The following is a 17,818-nucleotide window of genomic DNA, read 5'->3' on the forward strand; positions in this document are numbered from 1 at the left end:
TTTACTTTTGCAAAGCTAAGAGATGTTTACAGTGAAACTAGCCTACAGACCTGAAATCGACGGATTGAGAGCAATAGCGGTGCTGGCCGTCATCATCTACCACCTTGATCTGGTAGTTGGAGGCACACAGCTACTTAAAGGGGGGTTCCTGGGCGTTGACGTTTTCTTTGTGATTTCAGGATTTTTGATTACCTCCATTATCATGTCTGAGTATCACAGTTCTCAGGGCTTCTCTCTCGTGAATTTTTATGAGAGGCGAGCCAGAAGGCTCCTCCCTGCTCTGTTTACGGTAATTTTGCTGTCTTTACCCGTGGCTTGGTACCTTTTGCTGCCATCCCAGCTTGAAGATTTTGCGGCGTCTGTGCTTAGCACACTGGCCTTTGGCTCTAACTTCTACTGGGACATTAGCCTGCAGGAATATGGAGCCGAATCGGCGCAATTAATGCCATTCCTTCATACCTGGACCTTGGCTGTAGAAGAGCAATACTATATATTCTTTCCGCTAATTTTGCTGGCCATCTATAAGTGGTGGAAGTCCCATACGGTCGCAATCCTCTTAGCGCTTTTACTGCTCAGTCTTCAGTTGGCAGAATTCGTCACACCTTTTGATCACTCGTTTTCATTCTATATGTTGCCGACCCGCTTTTGGGAATTGTTGGCAGGAAGCCTGTTGGCAAATATCCTTTACTACCATCCCAGAAAAGACAATGACACTCTTCTTAGTAAAACAATGCCAGTTTTTGGCTTGTACCTTATTGTTCATTCGCTGCTTTTTATCGATTTTGAATCGGGTCATCCGGGCTTTGTGACGCTTCTTCCCGTCGTGGGAACCGTGCTTATCATATGGTTTGCCAACAAAGATGAGCTGGTGACAAAGGTTTTGTCCGGCAGGCCATTTGTAGCAGTGGGTCTCGTTTCCTATTCGCTTTACCTTTGGCATTACCCCATCTTTGCGTTTGGCCATATCATCGATCGAAGCCCAGGGACTGATGACAAATTTTACTGGCTGTTGGTAACCTCTTTGGTCTCAGTAGGTGCTTATTATCTGATAGAGAAGCCTTTTAGGAATAAAAAACGCATTGGTAGAAAGGTATTTCTTGGGGTTATGATACCTCTAATGGTATTCCTGTCTGTGTCCGCGTTGGCTTTGCTGACGTCGGCTTCCTCAAGTCAGTTTGAAGGTGTAGATGCGAAGGCTGAAAAGCAGAAGCGAGTGACATGGAATGGGAGCTTTGAAGTGTGTCATCCCGTCAATGAAGGGACACTTGATCACAGAAAATGCAAGCTCTCGAACGACAAGAAAAATATATTGGTTGTCGGTGACAGCATGGCGCCTGATGCGGCTTGGATTGTAGGGAAGAGCTTTCCTGAACATCGATATATTATTAGTAATTGTGGTGGTTGCGTTCCTATGACGGTTGAACAACTGTCAGAGCGGAGGCGCCCTGATCGACTAGAAAAAATTAATAAAATCCGCTACTCAAAAAGTGCATTAATTGGAATAGATGGTGTTGTCATAATGACGCTTATGGCGCCACCTGAATACATTGACTCCTATGTGGATTTTCTAAAGGCTAACGGTGTTTCCAATATTCTTATTTTTGGAAACTACCTTAAGGTTAAGGATCGTGTTTCAGATTACTATGCCAGGCATAATAGTCAGGAGGCGATCGAGTCGGCCATTAGAGACCACTTTTTTACTGAGGAAAGGTTTGTGAGCTACGATGATTCAATGAAGGCGCTCGCAAGTAAATACTCAGTTGAGTTCATTAGCATTAAAAGTCATGTCTGCAGAAGCAAGTCAGAGTGTCCGGTTTTCATCAAAGATCGACCCTTTAGCTGGGATAGACATCACTACAGCGTGGAGTTTTCAAGTTACTTATCTGGCGTTTTGAAAGAGTCGCTTGAAAATACATGGTTGGGCTCACTTTGAGTGGTGCAGAGCGTTCTTCGGACGATTCATTAAATTCTACTTGTAGCCTTGTTCCAAGCGTGGATGGTTGAGTTGTCAGGGAGGTTAGGGTGAGCCCGAACTTTCCGTTGTCGGTAGGTAATTTTCTATTATAGATGGAAGTTCACTGAGCAGTCTGCACTGCCTGTCGCATGGCGCAGTAAGTCCTGCTCGGTGCTGGAAGCCTGCGGCTTTGGTGCTTTGGTAATCGGCTAAGTAGTTGTCGCCGTTGCTCCTGAAACGACAGTTCACCGGCCAGATGCCGTGGCATATGACGCTCCGTAACCTCATTCCAACGTTCTGGAAACCGTTCTGGAGCGCGAAGATAGCTAGAATGATGCTTGGCGAACTCGACTGCCGCCTTGTGCTGAGAGGATTTATAGTCAAAGAGGGTATCATCAACATCAAGGAAAATCACGGTGTCTGGATCTTCATAAACTCAGGGTCCATATTAAAAGGCTCGATACCAATGGTCGCGAAGTTCACTTCGGCGCCTAAACCTAACCACTCAATGTGGCCGGGCCATCCAGAAGCAACCGAGAAGCGGTTAAGCATGCTCGTAACTAGGATCGAAGGCATCTTCCCGTTGAATCTTACTCTCTATTCAATGGGCTATCGCCTTGATTATCTGACAAGACATCGCGAACTTCCTTGAGTAGTTCTGGAATCAGCTTCAGGGCGTCCAGATAAAGTTGTTTGGTACACAGCCAATCAAGCTTAAACAGCAAGGCAGACAAAGCAACGGCCTGAGGATCAACCTCTCTCAACGCTGGGCGAATCTCCGAGGCCTGCTGCAGTAATTCAGAGAGCTCCTGCAAGCTTCTTTGCCCAACGGGCCAATCACTACCTACTGGCTCAAGGGTCCAGCGCCCCCAGTATGTGACGTTAAGGTTGCCGCTATCGTCTTGTATCAGAGTGTTGATGTTAATATCAGGGTTCACCACTGTTAATGGTAGGCTTCGAATAATGAACAGAATGTCTGGTAGCTGCTCTTCTAGGCTGCGCACTATCGTCGCGTTATCCTCGCCCGCCACCATATATAGGCGTTCAATCAGAGAGGTATCCAAGCGTTGCCAAAGCATTGGGTGAGAGCGGGTATATCGCTCAGCCAAATCCGCTGGTGGCTCAAACGCCCACAGCGAAGAGAGAAGGCTCTTTGTATGTTGGGCGGGGTGAACATAGGCGAATTTATCGGTTAGAGAAAAGATATGGCAATGCCACTTACCGACCTGCCCTGCGGCAAGCAAGGGAAAGGCAGGCAAGTGCTCGCTGGACTCGTCTAGCAAGAGGGTTGCCTCGTGGGTAGCTGACAAAGTGGGGCGCTTTCCGTAAACTCGCACCAAGTACCGCCCTAAGCGCTTCTCGCTTGAATCTAGCGCCAAAACCTCCAATGCCACTAGGTCATTTACGCCTGTTTGGTGCCAGTTTACGTTAAGGCGATTGGGGTTGATGGCCAAGTGTTCAGTAAGAAGTTCGCGTAGCCAGCTATCTCTGGCACGCTCTGAAAACATTGCCCAAAACTCCTCTTGCAACTCGTCGTTTTGAGAAAGGGAGTGTTCGGTAAAAAACAGAGCGTTCAGTTTACGTCGGTTGCTATACAAATTAACAATAGCGGTGACTAATCGCTTGGTTCGGTTTAATGTCTGCCTTGTAAGCAAAAGGGAGATAATAGCAATAAAAAAAACCTGGATCGCACCCACAAGAAACTGCTGGATTAATAATAGGAACGCCAGCATAAAGCCTATAGACGTTAACACGGCCACCAAAGAAGACAAGCTTTCCTCAATGCGATTGCCCAGTGTTTCGCTGCATTTGTGAGCAATCCCTAAGCCGACAATACAGATTAAAGTGTAGCTGACGAGTAACAAGCACAAGAGGGGGAAGACGAACCCCAGTAGCAGCCAAACGCAGGCAATGAAAACGGTGTTTGCCAATGCCTCCGCGTAGCGTCGATAGCTGGCAGCAGCAAGATCATCTTGGTTTTCAAACAAAACGATTTTCCTGCTGCGTGCCAACAGGCGCTTTGCGCCGATGTTCGATGTTTTTAGCACCAACTGTTCCATGGCAAGGTGCAGAAGGTAAAAAGCAGGGGTCGCAATACTCAGAGCAACAATTAAAGTATCCCGGTCAAACTGCATAAAGCTGTTAGCAAAATAGCGGGGAATACCGTCTGACCCGACAAGAATAAGTACTTTTATCGGCAATAGAAAAGCGAGTAGCGTGGCTACCTGAGAGACTAGCGTAGCGGGAATGGTCAGCAGCGTCGGCCCAGGGGCGACACGCAAGAACTTTCCTCCAAGGGCCAAAAGCCAGCGAGTGCTGGCTGAAACGGCTTCAAACAATGCTATTCTCCTGGTGTGAACTGCTAATAAGCTGTTTGCTCTTTGTGGGGCGGTGAGGCCGTGGATCAAGCATCATCATAAGTCTAAAATCAGTTTCTGTGGCCGAGGGGTATTCAAAGAAAGCTTTGCTTAAGTACAATATTACCCCCGAAAATCATCTTGATTGACTAAGAACCATTCGTAAGTATCGCGCAAGCCATCTTCCAGCTTAATGGAGTAGTGCCAGCCCAAGTTGCTTAGGCGTGAAACGTCCATTAGTTTACGCGGCGTACCGTCTGGCTTACTGGTATCCCATTCGATGCTGCCTTTAAAGCCCACGACCCTGGCAACGGCCTCGGTAAGTGCTTTAATAGTGCAGTCCACACCGGTACCCACATTAATATGGCTGAGCATGGGTTGAGTGTGACGCTGATAAGTAGCATTATCTAAATTCATCACAAACACACTGGCGGCCGCCATATCATCCACATGCAAAAATTCCCGCATCGGTGAGCCTGAACCCCATGCGGTCACTTTGGAGTCGCCACGTTGCTTTGCCTCATGAAAGCGGCGGAGCAACGCTGGAATCACATGGCTATTTTGAGGGTGAAAGTTGTCATTGGGGCCATACAAATTGGTTGGCATAACCGAGCGGTAGTCTCGGCCGTACTGGCGGTTGTAGCTTTCGCACAGCTTAATGCCTGCAATTTTAGCTATGGCGTAAGGTTCATTGGTTGGCTCCAGGGTGCCGGTCAACAGAGAGTCCTCTCGCATGGGCTGTTCTGCCATTTTCGGGTAAATGCAAGACGAACCTAAAAATAATAACTTTTGAACGCCGGCCAAATGTGCCGAGTGAATGATGTTCGACTCGATCATCAAATTTTGGTAAATAAACTCGGCCGGGTAGGTGTTGTTGGCAACAATGCCGCCGACTTTTGCCGCAGCCAAATACACCTGATCAATAGCCTGTGACTCAAAAAACGCTTGCACGGCGTCTTGGTTTAGCAGGTCTAGCTCTTTGTGTGAACGGGTAATAATGTTCACCCCGCCTTGCCTATTCATCTGTCGAATAATGGCAGAGCCTACCATACCGTTGTGTCCGGCTATAAAAACATTTGTCATCGTTATCAGCTACCTTCTCATTAAGCTGAAGCTTTGTGCTGTTGGGGCTTTTCTTCCACGAAATTTGGCAAGCTCCAGTGCAAGCGGCACAACCTCTTCAGGAGACTTCCATGTCGGCCCTTCGGCAGTTGGGTTCATCTGCGTCTTGACTGGCCCTGGTATTAGTTCATTAACACAAATACTGGTGTCGGCCAGTTCTAAGCCTAAAGACTTTGTAAATGCCCATGAGGCTCCCTTTGTGGCGGCGTACACTGAATTGTTGGAAGCTCCTAGATGGCCAATGCCCGAACCTATAGAAATTAGGCTTGCTCCTTTGCTGGCATCGATCAATTCAAGAGCGCATTTGAATGTATGAATAATACCTAATACGTTGGATTCCAATGCATGAAAAATGTCTTTTGGTTGGAGGCTCTTCAAACTTCCCTGGGGTTTATTGGTTCCAGCGTTGGCAAAGACTACATCTATGCTGATAAACCGCTCTTCTATTATTTTAAACGCTGCCTTGGTCTGTTCAAAACAGCCTACATCTGCTGCTAAGGCGATGGCGGTACCGTGGGTTGTTTGATTGATTTGCTCTGCCACAGCGCTAAGCAAATCTTCTGATCGCGCAATCAATACAACATTCATTCCTAAATTAGCTAATCCGAATGCGATGGCTTTCCCTATTCCTTGGCTGGCACCTGTTACCACGGCCGTTTGATTGGTGAGATCTTGCATTACGTGCTCCTAGTTATATGGCTGCCGTCCATTTAGGCTAAGTAGCTCTTCTGGAATCAATGTATGCCGTCTACACAGGCGAATCACCATGGAGATTCGATGACTTCCATGCCGAAATGGTAAGCTCCTGTGGAGCAATGCTGAATGAAATAAAGCAAATTGTCCCCTTTTTAGGGGCATTGATCGACGTCTATCTACCAGCTCGACTGGAAGATTCAAAAAGTGGTCTATAACTGCTTTTTTGTGAAATGGCCTGACATCGCGCTCAAAGCCTTGTAACGGAAGATGGCTAAACGGGATGTACTCGATGACACCGTCTTCCTCCAAAAGGTCTGTAATTGCAATCAAAACAGAAAAGTGGTTCTCGGTGTTTGCTAAGTCAATATTTTGATCGCCAGTTTCGAAATGTCTGTCATGATGCCACCCGACTTCACCGCTGCCACTTGTTTTGTAAAAGAAATTTGTTCTCCAAATATCGAGTTCCCGACCAAAGGTATGACTTACGGCGTTATACAAATTCCCATCGCTCTTCAGAAAATTGGCAATTGCAGGAAAATCAATATGTCGGTCTTTTCGTGCCCCCTCAAACCGGATGGCTGCTTCTATCTCAGCTAAAAGATCTTTCCTATCAAGTTCGTAGGGGCCGGAAATTCCTTCACATTCTACGGTGGGGCGAGTCGTCATTGTCATTCTACCTATTCCACCGCCACCGGAATCTCATACCCGTGCTCCTTGAGGAGAGCATGGCGCTTCGCGACAACTAGATCTTCAGCCACCATCTCGGCACACATTTCTTGAGCCGTAATTTCAGGTGTCCAGTCCAGTTGCGCTTTGGCTTTGGATGGGTCGCCCAGTAAGGTTTCGACTTCGGCGGGGCGGAAATAGCGTGAGTCTACTTTGACAATTACGTCGCCAACGTTGACCTCTGGGGCATCAGTGCCCTCTATGGTGTCGACGATACCAATTTCTTGAGCGCCTTCACCGTCAAAACGGAGGATAATGCCCAGTTCCTTGGCGGACCAGGTAATAAATTCACGCACCGAATACTGTTTGCCAGTGGCAATAACAAAATCCTCGGGCTGATCCTGCTGAAGCATCAGCCACTGCATACGCACATAGTCCTTCGCGTGCCCCCAATCCCGCAAAGCGTCCATATTGCCCATATACAGGCACTCCTCTAAACCCTGTGCGATGTTGGCGAGGCCGCGGGTAATCTTGCGGGTAACAAAAGTCTCGCCGCGGCGCGGGGATTCGTGGTTGAACAAAATGCCGTTGCAGGCATACATGCCGTAGGACTCGCGGTAGTTGACGGTAATCCAATAGGCGTAGAGCTTTGCTACAGCGTAGGGTGAGCGTGGGTAGAAGGGCGTGGTTTCTGTTTGCGGGGTTTCCTGTACCAAGCCGTAGAGCTCTGAGGTGGACGCCTGGTAGAACCTGGTCTTCTTTTCCAGCCTCAGCAGCCGAATAGCTTCCAGCATGCGCAGAGTGCCCATCGCATCGACATCGGCTGTGTATTCAGGTGATTCAAAGCTCACCGCCACATGTGACTGTGCGCCCAGGTTGTACACCTCGTCCGGTTGAACTTCTTGCAGTATGCGCGTTAGATTCGAAGAATCGGTTAAATCACCATAGTGCAGGACGAAGTTCTGGTTCTGCACGTGTGGATCTTGATAAATATGATCTACACGTTGGGTATTGAATAGCGAGGCGCGGCGCTTGATGCCGTGTACTTGATAACCTTTTTCTAGTAAAAACTCTGCCAAGTAGGAGCCGTCTTGGCCTGTTACGCCGGTGATCAAAGCTTTCTTCATTATGCCTTCCTAAGTGCAGCAGTTTGCTAAGGACTGAACCGTGTCTATTTTATTAAGCTCAGCCCAAGGTTGCCAATCTGACATCTCACTCCAACCAGATACAAAAAGGAAGTCTAATTCGGCATGTTTGGCTGACTCGAAATCATACTTACTATCGCCGAGAAATAACGCTTCTTTTTGTATGTTTCCTAAGGCCAGTTCTCGGTCAAGAATGTATTTCTTATCAGCAGGGCTTCCAAAAATACCCCCGTCGAAAAGGGAAGTTAGGCCTCGTGTCTTGAATACCTGTCGCAACTCACTTTGGTCGCCGCCAGATACAATAAGCCAGCGGCTAGTTGGGGTCTGCTCTCGAAGCTCCATCAAGCCTTGAGAAATGTCACAGCTAAGTAAGCCCTCTATGACGTCGTTGGCATAATTACTCAGTAATGTGTCCAAGCCAGGACCGTTAACCTGAGGCGCAATGTTGGCCAAAAAATACTCAAATTTTTTATAGCGCGAGACTCCGCCATTAATCATGTGATATTGCACGAAATCAGTGGCAGCCTCTCTCCCGTATGGAAGAGCACTTTTGTAGAACGCATAGGATTTCACTTGATTGGAGTTGAGTACAACTCCGTCACAATCGAACACCAGGGTGCGATACTTATGTATACTTATTGGAGCCACGACTCTGTATAACCCTTGTCACGCATTGCGGTTTCAACTTTGGCGACGTCTTCTGGAGTGTCTACCGCAAGGCTGCCCGACTGAGTTTCTATCATATGAATGTCACTACCAAGCTCTAGAAATCTAAGTATCTCAATGTCTTCAGAGGCTTCCAGCTCGCTCTTTCGGCCAAAATTATAAAACCGATTTAGCTCGGATTTCGTAAATGCGTATATACAAACTTGCTTCTTAAATCGTTTGGGGGCGCATTTTTCGTCTTTGTGGGCCGGTAGGGCGGCCCGGGACATATAGACTAGTTTGTTGTCTTCAGTTGTAACAACTTTAGGAATGTTAACACTTGCGGGGTCTTCATTCTTATCTACGTAGCTAAAGCCGTTTACAACAACATTCATATGCTGCATTTTGTATTTGGCTATTTTTAGTATGTCATCGGCCGATGCTAAAGGCTCATCCCCTTGCACATTGATAAATATATCTGCGTCGATTTCTTGGGCTGCTTCGGCAAGTCTGTCTGTACCTGTCAGGCAGGTGTTTGAGGTCATGACAACCCCAAAACCCGCCGAGGTTACAGCATCGGCAATGCGATCGTCGTCAGTTGCTACAAACACATCACTCTTGCTGACTGCCCTGCAGGCAAGCTCTGCTACCCAAAGAATCATAGGTTTTCCCAACAGCTTCACCAGTGGTTTGCCTGGGTACCGGGACGATGAATACCGAGCTGGAATTAACACGACAGTTCTCATTATCTTAGCCTACATTCCATAAACTGATTTTACCGGAATATCATACTCGGTGTAAGTAATAGATATGGGGGTCAAGCCTGTCTGTTCAGAAAAAAGATTAAAAACTTTTTGTACCTCAAAAGTGCGTCTGTCCCCTGGCCCAAATCCGTCGAATCCCGCCACATAAATTCCTCTTGATTGACCGCTTGCGGCTATCGCTAACGCATAGCTAATGACCAGCGAATTCGGAAGTACTGCTCTGGTTTGGTAGCAGTTAAAGGTATTATCTTCTACTTGCATTCCGAAATCATGAAGTTTCTTATTGCCTAAAAATTTTCTTACGTCTTCAGGTAGTGCTGATACTGGCGTTACTAGTGGTTGGGGTAACTTGGTGTGTTGTTCGCAGTCAGCAAGAATTCTAACCGGGTGGCTTGCGACTCTTATGTCAACAAGCTCTTGCGGAAGTTCAGAATGCGTATTCAAGGCAATAACAAAAGGTTTTCTTCGTTCTATAAAGCTAATAATTGCAACTCTGTGTTCTTGCGAGCTGGGTCCCGCACCGATAACTAGCACATCTCTACCCCCAATTGAAACGCTAGGCGACCAGCCGCCTTCACTGTTCCCAGCGAAAAAATGTCGTGTTGCATCGAGCGCATTATAACTAAACTTCTTTCCACCCTCAGTTTTCAGATGATCTATCGCAGCTAAAATATCCTCTTCATCAAACCGAGAGTCAGTCAGCATCTCCTGAATATAGGTGGGATGTATTCCATGTTTCCCGGAAAGATAGTAATAGGGGTTAGAGCCCCAGCCACACTTGTTCTTTAGTGGTTGAAAGTATTCTCGAATGATTCGCATTAAGGGCACTAAGTTTACTGATTTCCCTCGGCTCTCATCTGCCTCAATTACAAGCTCTTCGGTTCGAGCATTTCCTGGTCCTCGCCCCATGCCGGTAACCGTGGAGTCAAGCCAGGTAACACCATCCTTTACGGCCTGCATGGAGTTAGCTAGAGCTAGTCCCATATTGTCATGAGTATGAATGCCCATGGCTCCTTGCCAGTGCGTTTTAAGCCAAGAGACAATCTTGCTGGTCTGCGCTGGCGTCATGCTTCCCATGCTGTCTGCGAAATAGAGTACGTCGATCGGGTGTTTGCTTGCCTCTAGAGATAATTTTTCAATTTCCTCTTGGCTCCTATCTGCTACCTGCATAAGATTAAAGCCAACGGTAAAACCCCGGCTTTTGAGCCAATTGCATGCAGGGAGAGCTTCGACTAACTCATGGGCGTGACACGCGATTCTCACTACATCAACTCTTGAGGTGGAAGCATCGTTTGGAAAAATGCTAGCTAATAAGCTAGATTGTTCTCCATTATTCCCTATAATTTCAGCTGCGTTAACCATAACTGCAATTTTGAGGTTGGATGGTATGTTTAACGTAGTAAGATACTGATCTGTACAGTAAGCACTTGCGCCCTTAAAGCTATTGTTTACACGTGATCTTAGGCCTAATTCTACGATATCTACACCGGCGGCTGACATTGCTTGTAAATAATCATTTGTAACCGAAAATGGAAAGTTCCAGCTATTGTAATAGCCTCCATCTCTTAGCGTGCAATCTAGTATCATCATTTAGGGCTATCCTATATTCCTTTCAGTTCTGCATTCAGAGCTTCTAAGAAATCGTGACCATGCTCAAGGTCGGGCTCTAAATAATTTCCCTCTGCCCATTCATTCCATGCCCTTATGAACACTAAGTTATCTTCAGTTTTTCGGTGGCTAACGGACTGCATGATCTGCCGAACGTGAACTCTAAACAAGGCCGGAGTTGTTCCGTAAAATATCATGGCGTCATCGCCAAGTCTTGGCGTGGTATCCCAATTCGGAATGATTACAGGGTATTCCATATCTGAATAACCGCCGGGCTTGACGAGGTAAGGTAGCACTCTAGAGTATGGCACTTTTTTGAGTTTTTTCGAATGAAGTCTTTGCCATGAATCTTGTTTATCCCATAAATCTTTATCCCAAATGTGACGTTGACCAGAATAAAGATAACCATCAAGGCCAATGTCCTCCCCCTTAGTGTGAGGAGTGTCTCCAATAATGTGAAGTCCATCTAGGCCGTTGTCTTTGGCCAGTTGCCTCCAGAGATCGAAATGTTCTTTTGGGTTCGGTATGTCTTTTGGTCTGTATACTACAAGTAAAGGCTTGCCCCTGACTCGAATATATCTTGCATCTTTAAAAGCCTTTAGCAAAAAGGAGAAATGTTGAAAAGCGTCTTCTTTTCCTGGGTACTTCTGCTGAATCGACTCTTGGGAGTCACCGCCCATCCACCCTTTTCCGTCCCAGTTGTGGTTGGCCCAGCCCAGACAAAACGGAAAATCGGGCTTTCCGGAGTCAAGGACTTCTTGAAAGGGGCGTTCAAGAAGTCTTCTGCCATCCCCGAGCCAGTAATGCCAATAACAAAACCCTTCTATCCCATATTTTCTAGCCATTTCGGCTTGCGCAACCCTAGTTTCGCTGACCCTAAGGTCATAGAATCCAAGATCGGCTGGAAGTTTGGGTTGCGTGTGACCGGGAAAAAGAGGGAGAGCCTTAGTAACATTTGTCCATTCAGTAAAGCCTGCTCCCCAGGCTGAGTCGTTCTCTGGGATTGGATGAAACTGAGGAAGGTAAAATGCGATAGCTCTGGCTTTGTTACTCATGTTTTGCCTCAAGTTCTTTATGAAATTCGTTCAATTTCTCTTTGAATGCTTTACCGAACTCGGGGTCACCACCGCTAGTACTTGTTCCCCCGGAAAAGAAATTGGCTATTGTCATGTCTAGGTATAACTTCCTCGATTTCGGCCAGACTCTCAGATTAACGTCCCAGTCTGCGCAAACTGGGAATTTGGTATTGTACATGCCAGCTTTGGATGCAATATTCGATGAATAGAATATTGCTTGGTGACAAATATTTTTTTTTGTTATTTTTATGTCGTCAAATTTTCCGTCGTATAAGGACCCATCTTTTGCCCACTTCACATCGCCCACGACCCTGACGCTTCCGTATGCAAAATCGTAGTTTCCTTCCGATAGGCGTCTATATACTTCATTTAAAACACCTTCATTGTATAGCTCGTCATCGCTACCCATATAATAGAGCCATTTTCCCTTGGAGTATGATGTTCCTTTATTCATTGCGTCGTAGATACCGTTATCTTTTTGACAGTAAATTTTTACTCTTGGATTTTTAGAGTAGTGTTCTGTTAATAGAGTGATTGTCGCGTCGGTTGATCCTCCATCGACAACTATTATTTCAAAGTCCTTGAAGCTTTGATTAAGTAAAGCATTGATACACCTGCTTATGGTCAGCGAGCTGTTGAACGTTGGGACGATAATTGAAAAAAACGGATAATCATTGTTTCCTATTAGTTTCTCGAAAAAAAATTTATACTGCGACCTCGACTCACTGCCAATATATCTAATATTGCTAATGTCTGCACTTGAGGTTCCATATTTTGCATAATTATACGCTATCGAAAAACTTGATTGATCTGTAAACTTTAGTTTGCTACCTAGGTCTATCGACGGTACGTCACTCGCGTACTGAACCACTTTTGCGCCTTGTCTTTGCGCCTCAAAAAGTAAGGAGCTTGTATGTCCTGCTATAATAAAAGAAGGGTCTAAATCGAATGTTTCATTCAGAGTTGGAAATATTTTGTAGTAAGAGGCCCTGTTATTTCCTGGGTGAAATTTAACAAGGACATTCAAGGAGGATTTTTTTGCAAAGTCTGTTGCGATATTTAAAAGCTCAAGATTCTCTTTACGAAATATTTCTTGATCAAGGATCACTAGAATGCCCTGATTATTTTCACATGGCTCAAAAGCTTCTAGGTTCGGTTTGCCGCAAATAATGATCTTTGCTTCTGGATGGTACTTTCGGATGAGTCGTTCGGTGTTTTCCCCCCATGAAAGAAAATAGTCCGATGCATGGTTTTCGTAATTAATAACGTTTACTGTGTCGCTGTTAGGGTATTCAATATAAAGACCATGCTGCGCTGTTACTGTGGTTACACCTAGTTCTCTTAAGTGCAGAGAGCAAAGATACTCTAGTGGTTGCATGTCGGAAAAAAATACCGCGCAGTTTACTGAAATCCTTCCAATATTTGAAGCGATAAACGCGTACTGGCACAGTTTTACAGCTAGGCATTTTGATATGAGTGGGTTGTCGCAACGAAGTCTATTTAGAACTTTAAAATTTCTGGAAAGAAAGTTAACTGCCGAAGGGTTAATGTCCTTTTTTTGAAGCCCATTTCGCTTGATATAAATATAATCTCTTACTTCGCTTGCTCTTATGATCGACAAAAAAAGATCGTCATAGTCAGGTCTTTCGAGGCTTTGAAGAAAAAGCGCGTCGTACTTCTTCTGGCTGTTGGGTGGAGGGGTTGTGCGATGTGCCTCAGATATCCAAGATGAAAGTATTTCCTTGAGCTCCTTATCGTTCCGCTTTCTGAGAAAGTGTAAGTCAGCAAATGCAAGCTTATTTAACTGTTCGTCATTTAAAAAGTCAAAAAAGTTCATTGCATGCCCCATGATATTTGAAAAAGATTGACCTTGATTGGTGGCCTTAAGCTAAAGTAAGCTCTGTTCCGGATATAGAGTTATATTGCTTCTGTTCATGTTCCCTGATTATGGTCGCTCAGGTGCTTTATTTTCTAAAGGTTAAATGCTTTTCTCTTAAATTTATTTCGCTGCTTTCAAAAAAGCTTTCAGCGGTGGCCTGAAAAAATATCTAGATGGAAGATAAGTATATTTTTCTAAGGTGAGCTGTGAGTGTGATTTGAACTCTAGATCCCCTCATATTCCAATAGCTGCTGAACTTCCAAAAAGCTAGATGATGCCGACACTTCATTTCTAAAATCATCTGAAACGAATTTTCTTGATCTTGGATTGATTTCGGATCCGCTTCGACCGCTGTCTCCACTAACCTTGAACAGCTCGATGTACTCAATATTACCTTTCTCGTAAGGTAATAAGAGGAGATTGGTGCAATGCTTTAATTCAACCTCTGGCTGCGTGACAAAGTCTTCATATTTGACGATCTTATTTTTTTTGAAAGATTCTAAGAACTTTATCAGTCGCTCGCAGTATTCATCAAAGCTGCCGGGCTTGAAGTGGATCCAGCCGTTATCTCTTAGCGAAAGGAAAGAGTCTACAGGGTTGCGTACGGTAACTACGTGTTTTAAGTCAAAATAAGGTTCTAATATTCGACTTATGGTGTCTGAGTTCGGAGTTTGTTCGCCAACGCAATAATCTGCGTGTGAATGCGCTCTTATCACCAAGTAGCCGCCATGGTTTCGTATGTGCTTTTCTGTCTCGATTATGCCATTTAAGAATAGTTTTTCGGCTAGTGCGTCAACGTCTGGTACGCGTCCGTATATGGCCTGCGTTGTGATGTCTCGTGGCGTGTAGGCGGCTTTGTTTGGGTTGATGCCCAGTCGTGTTGTAGGGTGTAGCTCACTTAGTAGGAATACATTAGGCTGGGCTGCCAAGCATTTAGAGATTAACGTTCCACCGCTGCAGGCAAAGTGATGAATGATGCGTAGTATAGGTTTAGGCTTGGCGCTTTCAGCATCAACTACAGCCGCACAGCGTTCTAGAAGGCTGTCTGTGTTTTTTAGCGCTCGGGCATCCGGCACTATTCCACCGTTACCACTGTATGCTGTACTGTAATTGTTAATTAGATTAAGGGCTTGGCTAAGCTCTTTCTGTAGTGTTTTTAAGTTTTTTTGCTTTTGCATATCGCTGTGTTACCGGCGCTACTGCTGTTTGAGCAGTTCGGGATGCTCTTTTTCCAGCTTGTGATAAAAGTGTGACGCGGCTTGTAGTTTGGCGTGCAGCTCTTTAATGAGATCTTTTAGCTCCTGTTCGCTTGTCACTTTTTGGGCATAGCGTTCGCGCAGTTCGGCGGCATCACCTTCTAACTTGGCCAGTAGCTTGGTGCTCAGGTGGGAGGATCGTTGTTGCTCTTTGAGCTCTGTTTGGCTTAGTTGTAGTTTTTCATTCAGCTCTGCATTGGCTGACTGTAGTTGTTCGGTTGCTTGGTGTTCTCGGTTCCGTTGGTCTTCTAGCTTGCTCAGAAGCTCGCTTTTTTCATTTCGTAGACTATTATTGCTGAGTCTGAGCTCATGGCATTGAGAGGCTAAATCAATATTTTGATGCTCCAGTGCCGCCAGTTGTTGTAGAGACTTTGCTAGTTGCCCGCTTGATTCTTGTTCTCTCTTCCGCTGGTCTTCCAGTTCGTAGCGGAGATTGTCCCTCTCCTTAAGTAAAGACTCAACTTGTGCGCCTAATTCTTCATTCTTTTGCGTTAGGGTGGCGTTTTGGGTTTCAAGGTCAGTATAGACTTTTAGCGCTTCATTGAGTTGGAGCTTGAAGTCCCGGCCGTATAATGCGCGGCCTATCAACGGGGTGATGGTCTCTTCCAGTGCCAGCCGGGTGAAACCTTGAGGTAGGAGGATTTTGTCACATTCACCCAGGGTGGTACCGTCGTTACCTGAGCGCGCGCCGTCTATGACAACGCGCATTTCAATCATGTCCAGCTGATCCAGAGTGCCATTTAGATCTTGAATTAGGCGGGCAGCCGGTAAGCAGTCGATGGTCAGCCAGTTAAACGGCGAGTCGACTTCATCTGCCTGCTCCAGTAGATGCTTCAGCGAAACGGCTGGCTTCTCGCTGCGATCAATCTCATTGAGGTTAGGCCAAAGTGCGGTTAGGGCCTTTGCCGGGAGCAGTCCGTTTTCTGCTTCGCGAGAGTGGCGGTGCCAGTTGGCTTGTCCGTTAGTGTTGTTGACCAGGGCGTTCAGGGCTTTCCAGTTTCTGTGTTTGATTGCGGGTGTTGCGATTTTGTGGGCGAGCAGTTGGCTTGAGTGCTCATCGGCCTCTACGGCTAGTAGCATTGGCACGTTGGAGAATCTAGCTTCATTTAGCATTTCTCCACGACCTGCACCAACGTAAAGCCAGCTCTCTACCGGGGCAAGGGTCTGCAGGAACTGTTGCCACTGAGCAATGGTTTGGGTGTTTTCCATACTGATTGCTTTAACCTTGAGGGGGCACTGCCAAGGCCCTAACGCGGATGTTTCTCAGTCGTATGGTCAGCTGCCGTTGGTCGTCGCTGCCTTTGTCGGCGGGCGACACGGTTTTGGGGAAGCGCAACCTCAATTGCCAAGAGGTGTGCTGGGTGCCGGTGGTGTCTATGTTGGCGCGGACTTGGCAGGGGAAGCGTCTGGTTGGCAGCCTGCCAAATGATTTTTTTAAGGTTAGTGGTGTGTCGTTGAGCAGCACTTGCATCTCTTTGACAACGCGGCTGTCCAGCGCGTGTACAATGTCAAAGATAAGTTCATACCTCCCCGGGACTGGAGCGGGTAACATGAGTGTGCTGGTGGTGCCCGGTCCGGCCCAGCGTCCGTCGTGCTCCGCCTCATACCAGTTTTCGCCTATTATTTGTTCGCTACGCAAATCATAGAGGGTCTCTACTGACATTCCGGCTGCTTGCGGCCTGCTTGGTGAGGCTGCTTGGGGTGCTTCAGAAAGCTTTTGGTATTCGCAAAAATAGTGCTCCAACTCTTCTTGCACCTGATGGAGTTGCAGTAGCAGGAGTTCGTTTTCTTCTTTAAGTGCCTCGAGGTCCTCTTGCTGCTCATCCGTAGTCTTTTCAGCTGCGCGTTGCGCCTCTGTGGGTTTGGCGTTTATTTTCAGGATCGCTTCCAGCAGGCATTCATGGTACTGCTGCAAAGCGGCGTCGCTGTTAACATCTGCTACGGTTTCCAGGTCGCGATAAAGACTGTTGCTTTGCTGGTTGGCGTACGCAAGGCTGGTGCCCAAGGCTTCGAGCACTGGCTGGGGGAAAGGGACGTTGTTCGGCGCTACTTCAGATATCAAAGCATGGCCAGTCTTGTCTGAAAGGGCTGTGAGTACTTTATCCGGCGCGTGCAAAAGCGCCAGTTCATTTACCAGGGTGCAGCGCTCACGGTTGAGCATAAAGTGACGCAGCAGGTCGCGAGCTTTGCCGCTCCAGTTCTGTAGGGCCTGCTCGCAGTCGGCCTCGATATTGAACTCAAGGGTTCTCGCAAGGGCAAGTCCGGGGGGGCAGTACACAAGCAGGCTGTGACCGCTGCTAACTAGCGCGGCCTGTAGGGTGTGTTCATGGTCCAGGTCGACGCAACGCAGAACCTGGAATGGACCCTCGGCGAAGAGTTGCTGCGCACTGGCGTGTCGCCCCCCTGGGTGCCCGATGATGGAAAGAGACTGCATTCTGACTCCTTGTAATCTTGCCCGGGTTTCCCTGTTCTAAACAGGGTTGTTGCCCCGAATTCCAACCGGCTATTCTAACAGAGAGCGGGCGTCAAAAAGTAGAGTGCGGGAGCATATAAGATATAAGGAGGTGCCAAACGGTATATCCGCTCCCCCTTGGCACATGGAACTGCGTGTCGTCGGAGCTGATGTCGCTGAAAACCTCTTTTTGGAAAC

At 46.7% G+C, this 17,818-nt stretch carries 14 protein-coding genes; 1 reads left to right on the top strand and 13 read right to left on the bottom strand.

Annotated elements, in window-relative coordinates; all coding sequences use genetic code 11:
* Nucleotides 1–31 precede the first annotated feature (31 nt).
* Entirely contained in the window at nucleotides 32–1,933 is a 1,902-nt protein-coding gene (locus QWI16_RS13675; protein ID WP_302713994.1) for an acyltransferase family protein, read from the top strand.
* A gap of 611 nt (nucleotides 1,934–2,544) precedes the next feature.
* Here the strand turns inward: QWI16_RS13675 and QWI16_RS13680 are convergent.
* The 13 genes from QWI16_RS13680 to QWI16_RS13740 all read right to left on the bottom strand — a co-directional run bounded on the left by QWI16_RS13680 (nucleotide 2,545) and on the right by QWI16_RS13740 (nucleotide 17,602).
* On the bottom strand, nucleotides 2,545–4,293 hold the full coding sequence (locus QWI16_RS13680; protein ID WP_302713995.1) for a hypothetical protein: 1,749 nt from the start codon (nucleotides 4,291–4,293) through the stop codon (nucleotides 2,545–2,547).
* 141 nt (nucleotides 4,294–4,434) lie between these two features.
* Entirely contained in the window at nucleotides 4,435–5,394 is a 960-nt protein-coding gene (gene fcl, locus QWI16_RS13685; RefSeq protein WP_302713996.1) for a GDP-L-fucose synthase, read from the bottom strand.
* A 9-nt stretch (nucleotides 5,395–5,403) separates the two neighbouring features.
* Nucleotides 5,404–6,111, bottom strand: coding sequence for an SDR family NAD(P)-dependent oxidoreductase (locus QWI16_RS13690; RefSeq protein ID WP_302713997.1), 708 nt, complete (start codon nucleotides 6,109–6,111; stop codon nucleotides 5,404–5,406).
* Between the two features lie 9 nt (nucleotides 6,112–6,120).
* Nucleotides 6,121–6,801 (bottom strand): phytanoyl-CoA dioxygenase family protein, encoded by a 681-nt coding sequence (locus tag QWI16_RS13695; protein WP_302713998.1) that lies wholly within the window; start codon nucleotides 6,799–6,801, stop codon nucleotides 6,121–6,123.
* 5 nt (nucleotides 6,802–6,806) lie between these two features.
* A complete protein-coding gene (gene gmd, locus QWI16_RS13700) occupies nucleotides 6,807–7,922 on the bottom strand; it encodes a GDP-mannose 4,6-dehydratase (RefSeq protein ID WP_302713999.1) in 1,116 nt (371 codons plus the stop codon).
* Nucleotides 7,923–7,931: 9 nt separating this feature from the next.
* Nucleotides 7,932–8,588: an HAD family hydrolase gene (locus QWI16_RS13705; protein ID WP_368045297.1), complete on the bottom strand. Its 657-nt coding sequence runs from the start codon at nucleotides 8,586–8,588 to the stop codon at nucleotides 7,932–7,934.
* Nucleotides 8,576–9,331, bottom strand: a complete 756-nt coding sequence (locus QWI16_RS13710; protein WP_302714001.1) for a 3-deoxy-manno-octulosonate cytidylyltransferase — start codon at nucleotides 9,329–9,331, stop codon at nucleotides 8,576–8,578. The genes QWI16_RS13705 and QWI16_RS13710 overlap by 13 nt, the downstream gene beginning before the upstream one ends.
* A 9-nt stretch (nucleotides 9,332–9,340) precedes the next feature.
* Nucleotides 9,341–10,939, bottom strand: coding sequence for an aldolase catalytic domain-containing protein (locus QWI16_RS13715; RefSeq protein WP_302714002.1), 1,599 nt, complete (start codon nucleotides 10,937–10,939; stop codon nucleotides 9,341–9,343).
* Nucleotides 10,940–10,950: 11 nt separating this feature from the next.
* Complete coding sequence (locus tag QWI16_RS13720; RefSeq protein WP_302714003.1) at nucleotides 10,951–12,012, bottom strand: glycosyltransferase WbsX family protein; 1,062 nt, start codon at nucleotides 12,010–12,012, stop codon at nucleotides 10,951–10,953.
* Nucleotides 12,005–13,870: a glycosyltransferase family 2 protein gene (locus QWI16_RS13725; protein WP_302714004.1), complete on the bottom strand. Its 1,866-nt coding sequence runs from the start codon at nucleotides 13,868–13,870 to the stop codon at nucleotides 12,005–12,007. The genes QWI16_RS13720 and QWI16_RS13725 overlap by 8 nt, the downstream gene beginning before the upstream one ends.
* 266 nt (nucleotides 13,871–14,136) lie before the next feature.
* Entirely contained in the window at nucleotides 14,137–15,090 is a 954-nt protein-coding gene (locus QWI16_RS13730) for a sulfotransferase family protein (RefSeq protein WP_302714005.1), read from the bottom strand.
* 18 nt (nucleotides 15,091–15,108) lie between these two features.
* Nucleotides 15,109–16,377, bottom strand: a complete 1,269-nt coding sequence (locus QWI16_RS13735; RefSeq protein ID WP_302714006.1) for a hypothetical protein — start codon at nucleotides 16,375–16,377, stop codon at nucleotides 15,109–15,111.
* Nucleotides 16,378–16,387: 10 nt separating this feature from the next.
* A complete protein-coding gene (locus QWI16_RS13740; RefSeq protein ID WP_302714007.1) occupies nucleotides 16,388–17,602 on the bottom strand; it encodes a hypothetical protein in 1,215 nt (404 codons plus the stop codon).
* Between the last annotated feature and the right edge of the window lie 216 nt (nucleotides 17,603–17,818).

Origin of the sequence: Gilvimarinus algae (assembly GCF_030518215.1) — a bacterium.
In the GTDB taxonomy this organism is placed as follows: Bacteria; Pseudomonadota; Gammaproteobacteria; order Pseudomonadales; family Cellvibrionaceae; genus Gilvimarinus; species Gilvimarinus algae.

What these genes read in the sequence shown, in the direction of transcription:
- fcl (WP_302713996.1), bottom strand. Translation starts at nt 5,394, where the DNA reads ATGACAAATGTTTTTATAGCCGGACACAACGGTATGGTAGGCTCTGCC.
- QWI16_RS13690 (WP_302713997.1), bottom strand. Translation starts at nt 6,111, where the DNA reads ATGCAAGATCTCACCAATCAAACGGCCGTGGTAACAGGTGCCAGCCAA.
- QWI16_RS13695 (WP_302713998.1), bottom strand. Translation starts at nt 6,801, where the DNA reads ATGACAATGACGACTCGCCCCACCGTAGAATGTGAAGGAATTTCCGGC.
- gmd (WP_302713999.1), bottom strand. Translation starts at nt 7,922, where the DNA reads ATGAAGAAAGCTTTGATCACCGGCGTAACAGGCCAAGACGGCTCCTAC.
- QWI16_RS13710 (WP_302714001.1), bottom strand. Translation starts at nt 9,331, where the DNA reads ATGAGAACTGTCGTGTTAATTCCAGCTCGGTATTCATCGTCCCGGTAC.
- QWI16_RS13715 (WP_302714002.1), bottom strand. Translation starts at nt 10,939, where the DNA reads ATGATGATACTAGATTGCACGCTAAGAGATGGAGGCTATTACAATAGC.
- QWI16_RS13720 (WP_302714003.1), bottom strand. Translation starts at nt 12,012, where the DNA reads ATGAGTAACAAAGCCAGAGCTATCGCATTTTACCTTCCTCAGTTTCAT.
- QWI16_RS13725 (WP_302714004.1), bottom strand. Translation starts at nt 13,870, where the DNA reads ATGAACTTTTTTGACTTTTTAAATGACGAACAGTTAAATAAGCTTGCA.
- QWI16_RS13730 (WP_302714005.1), bottom strand. Translation starts at nt 15,090, where the DNA reads ATGCAAAAGCAAAAAAACTTAAAAACACTACAGAAAGAGCTTAGCCAA.
- QWI16_RS13735 (WP_302714006.1), bottom strand. Translation starts at nt 16,377, where the DNA reads ATGGAAAACACCCAAACCATTGCTCAGTGGCAACAGTTCCTGCAGACC.
- QWI16_RS13740 (WP_302714007.1), bottom strand. Translation starts at nt 17,602, where the DNA reads ATGCAGTCTCTTTCCATCATCGGGCACCCAGGGGGGCGACACGCCAGT.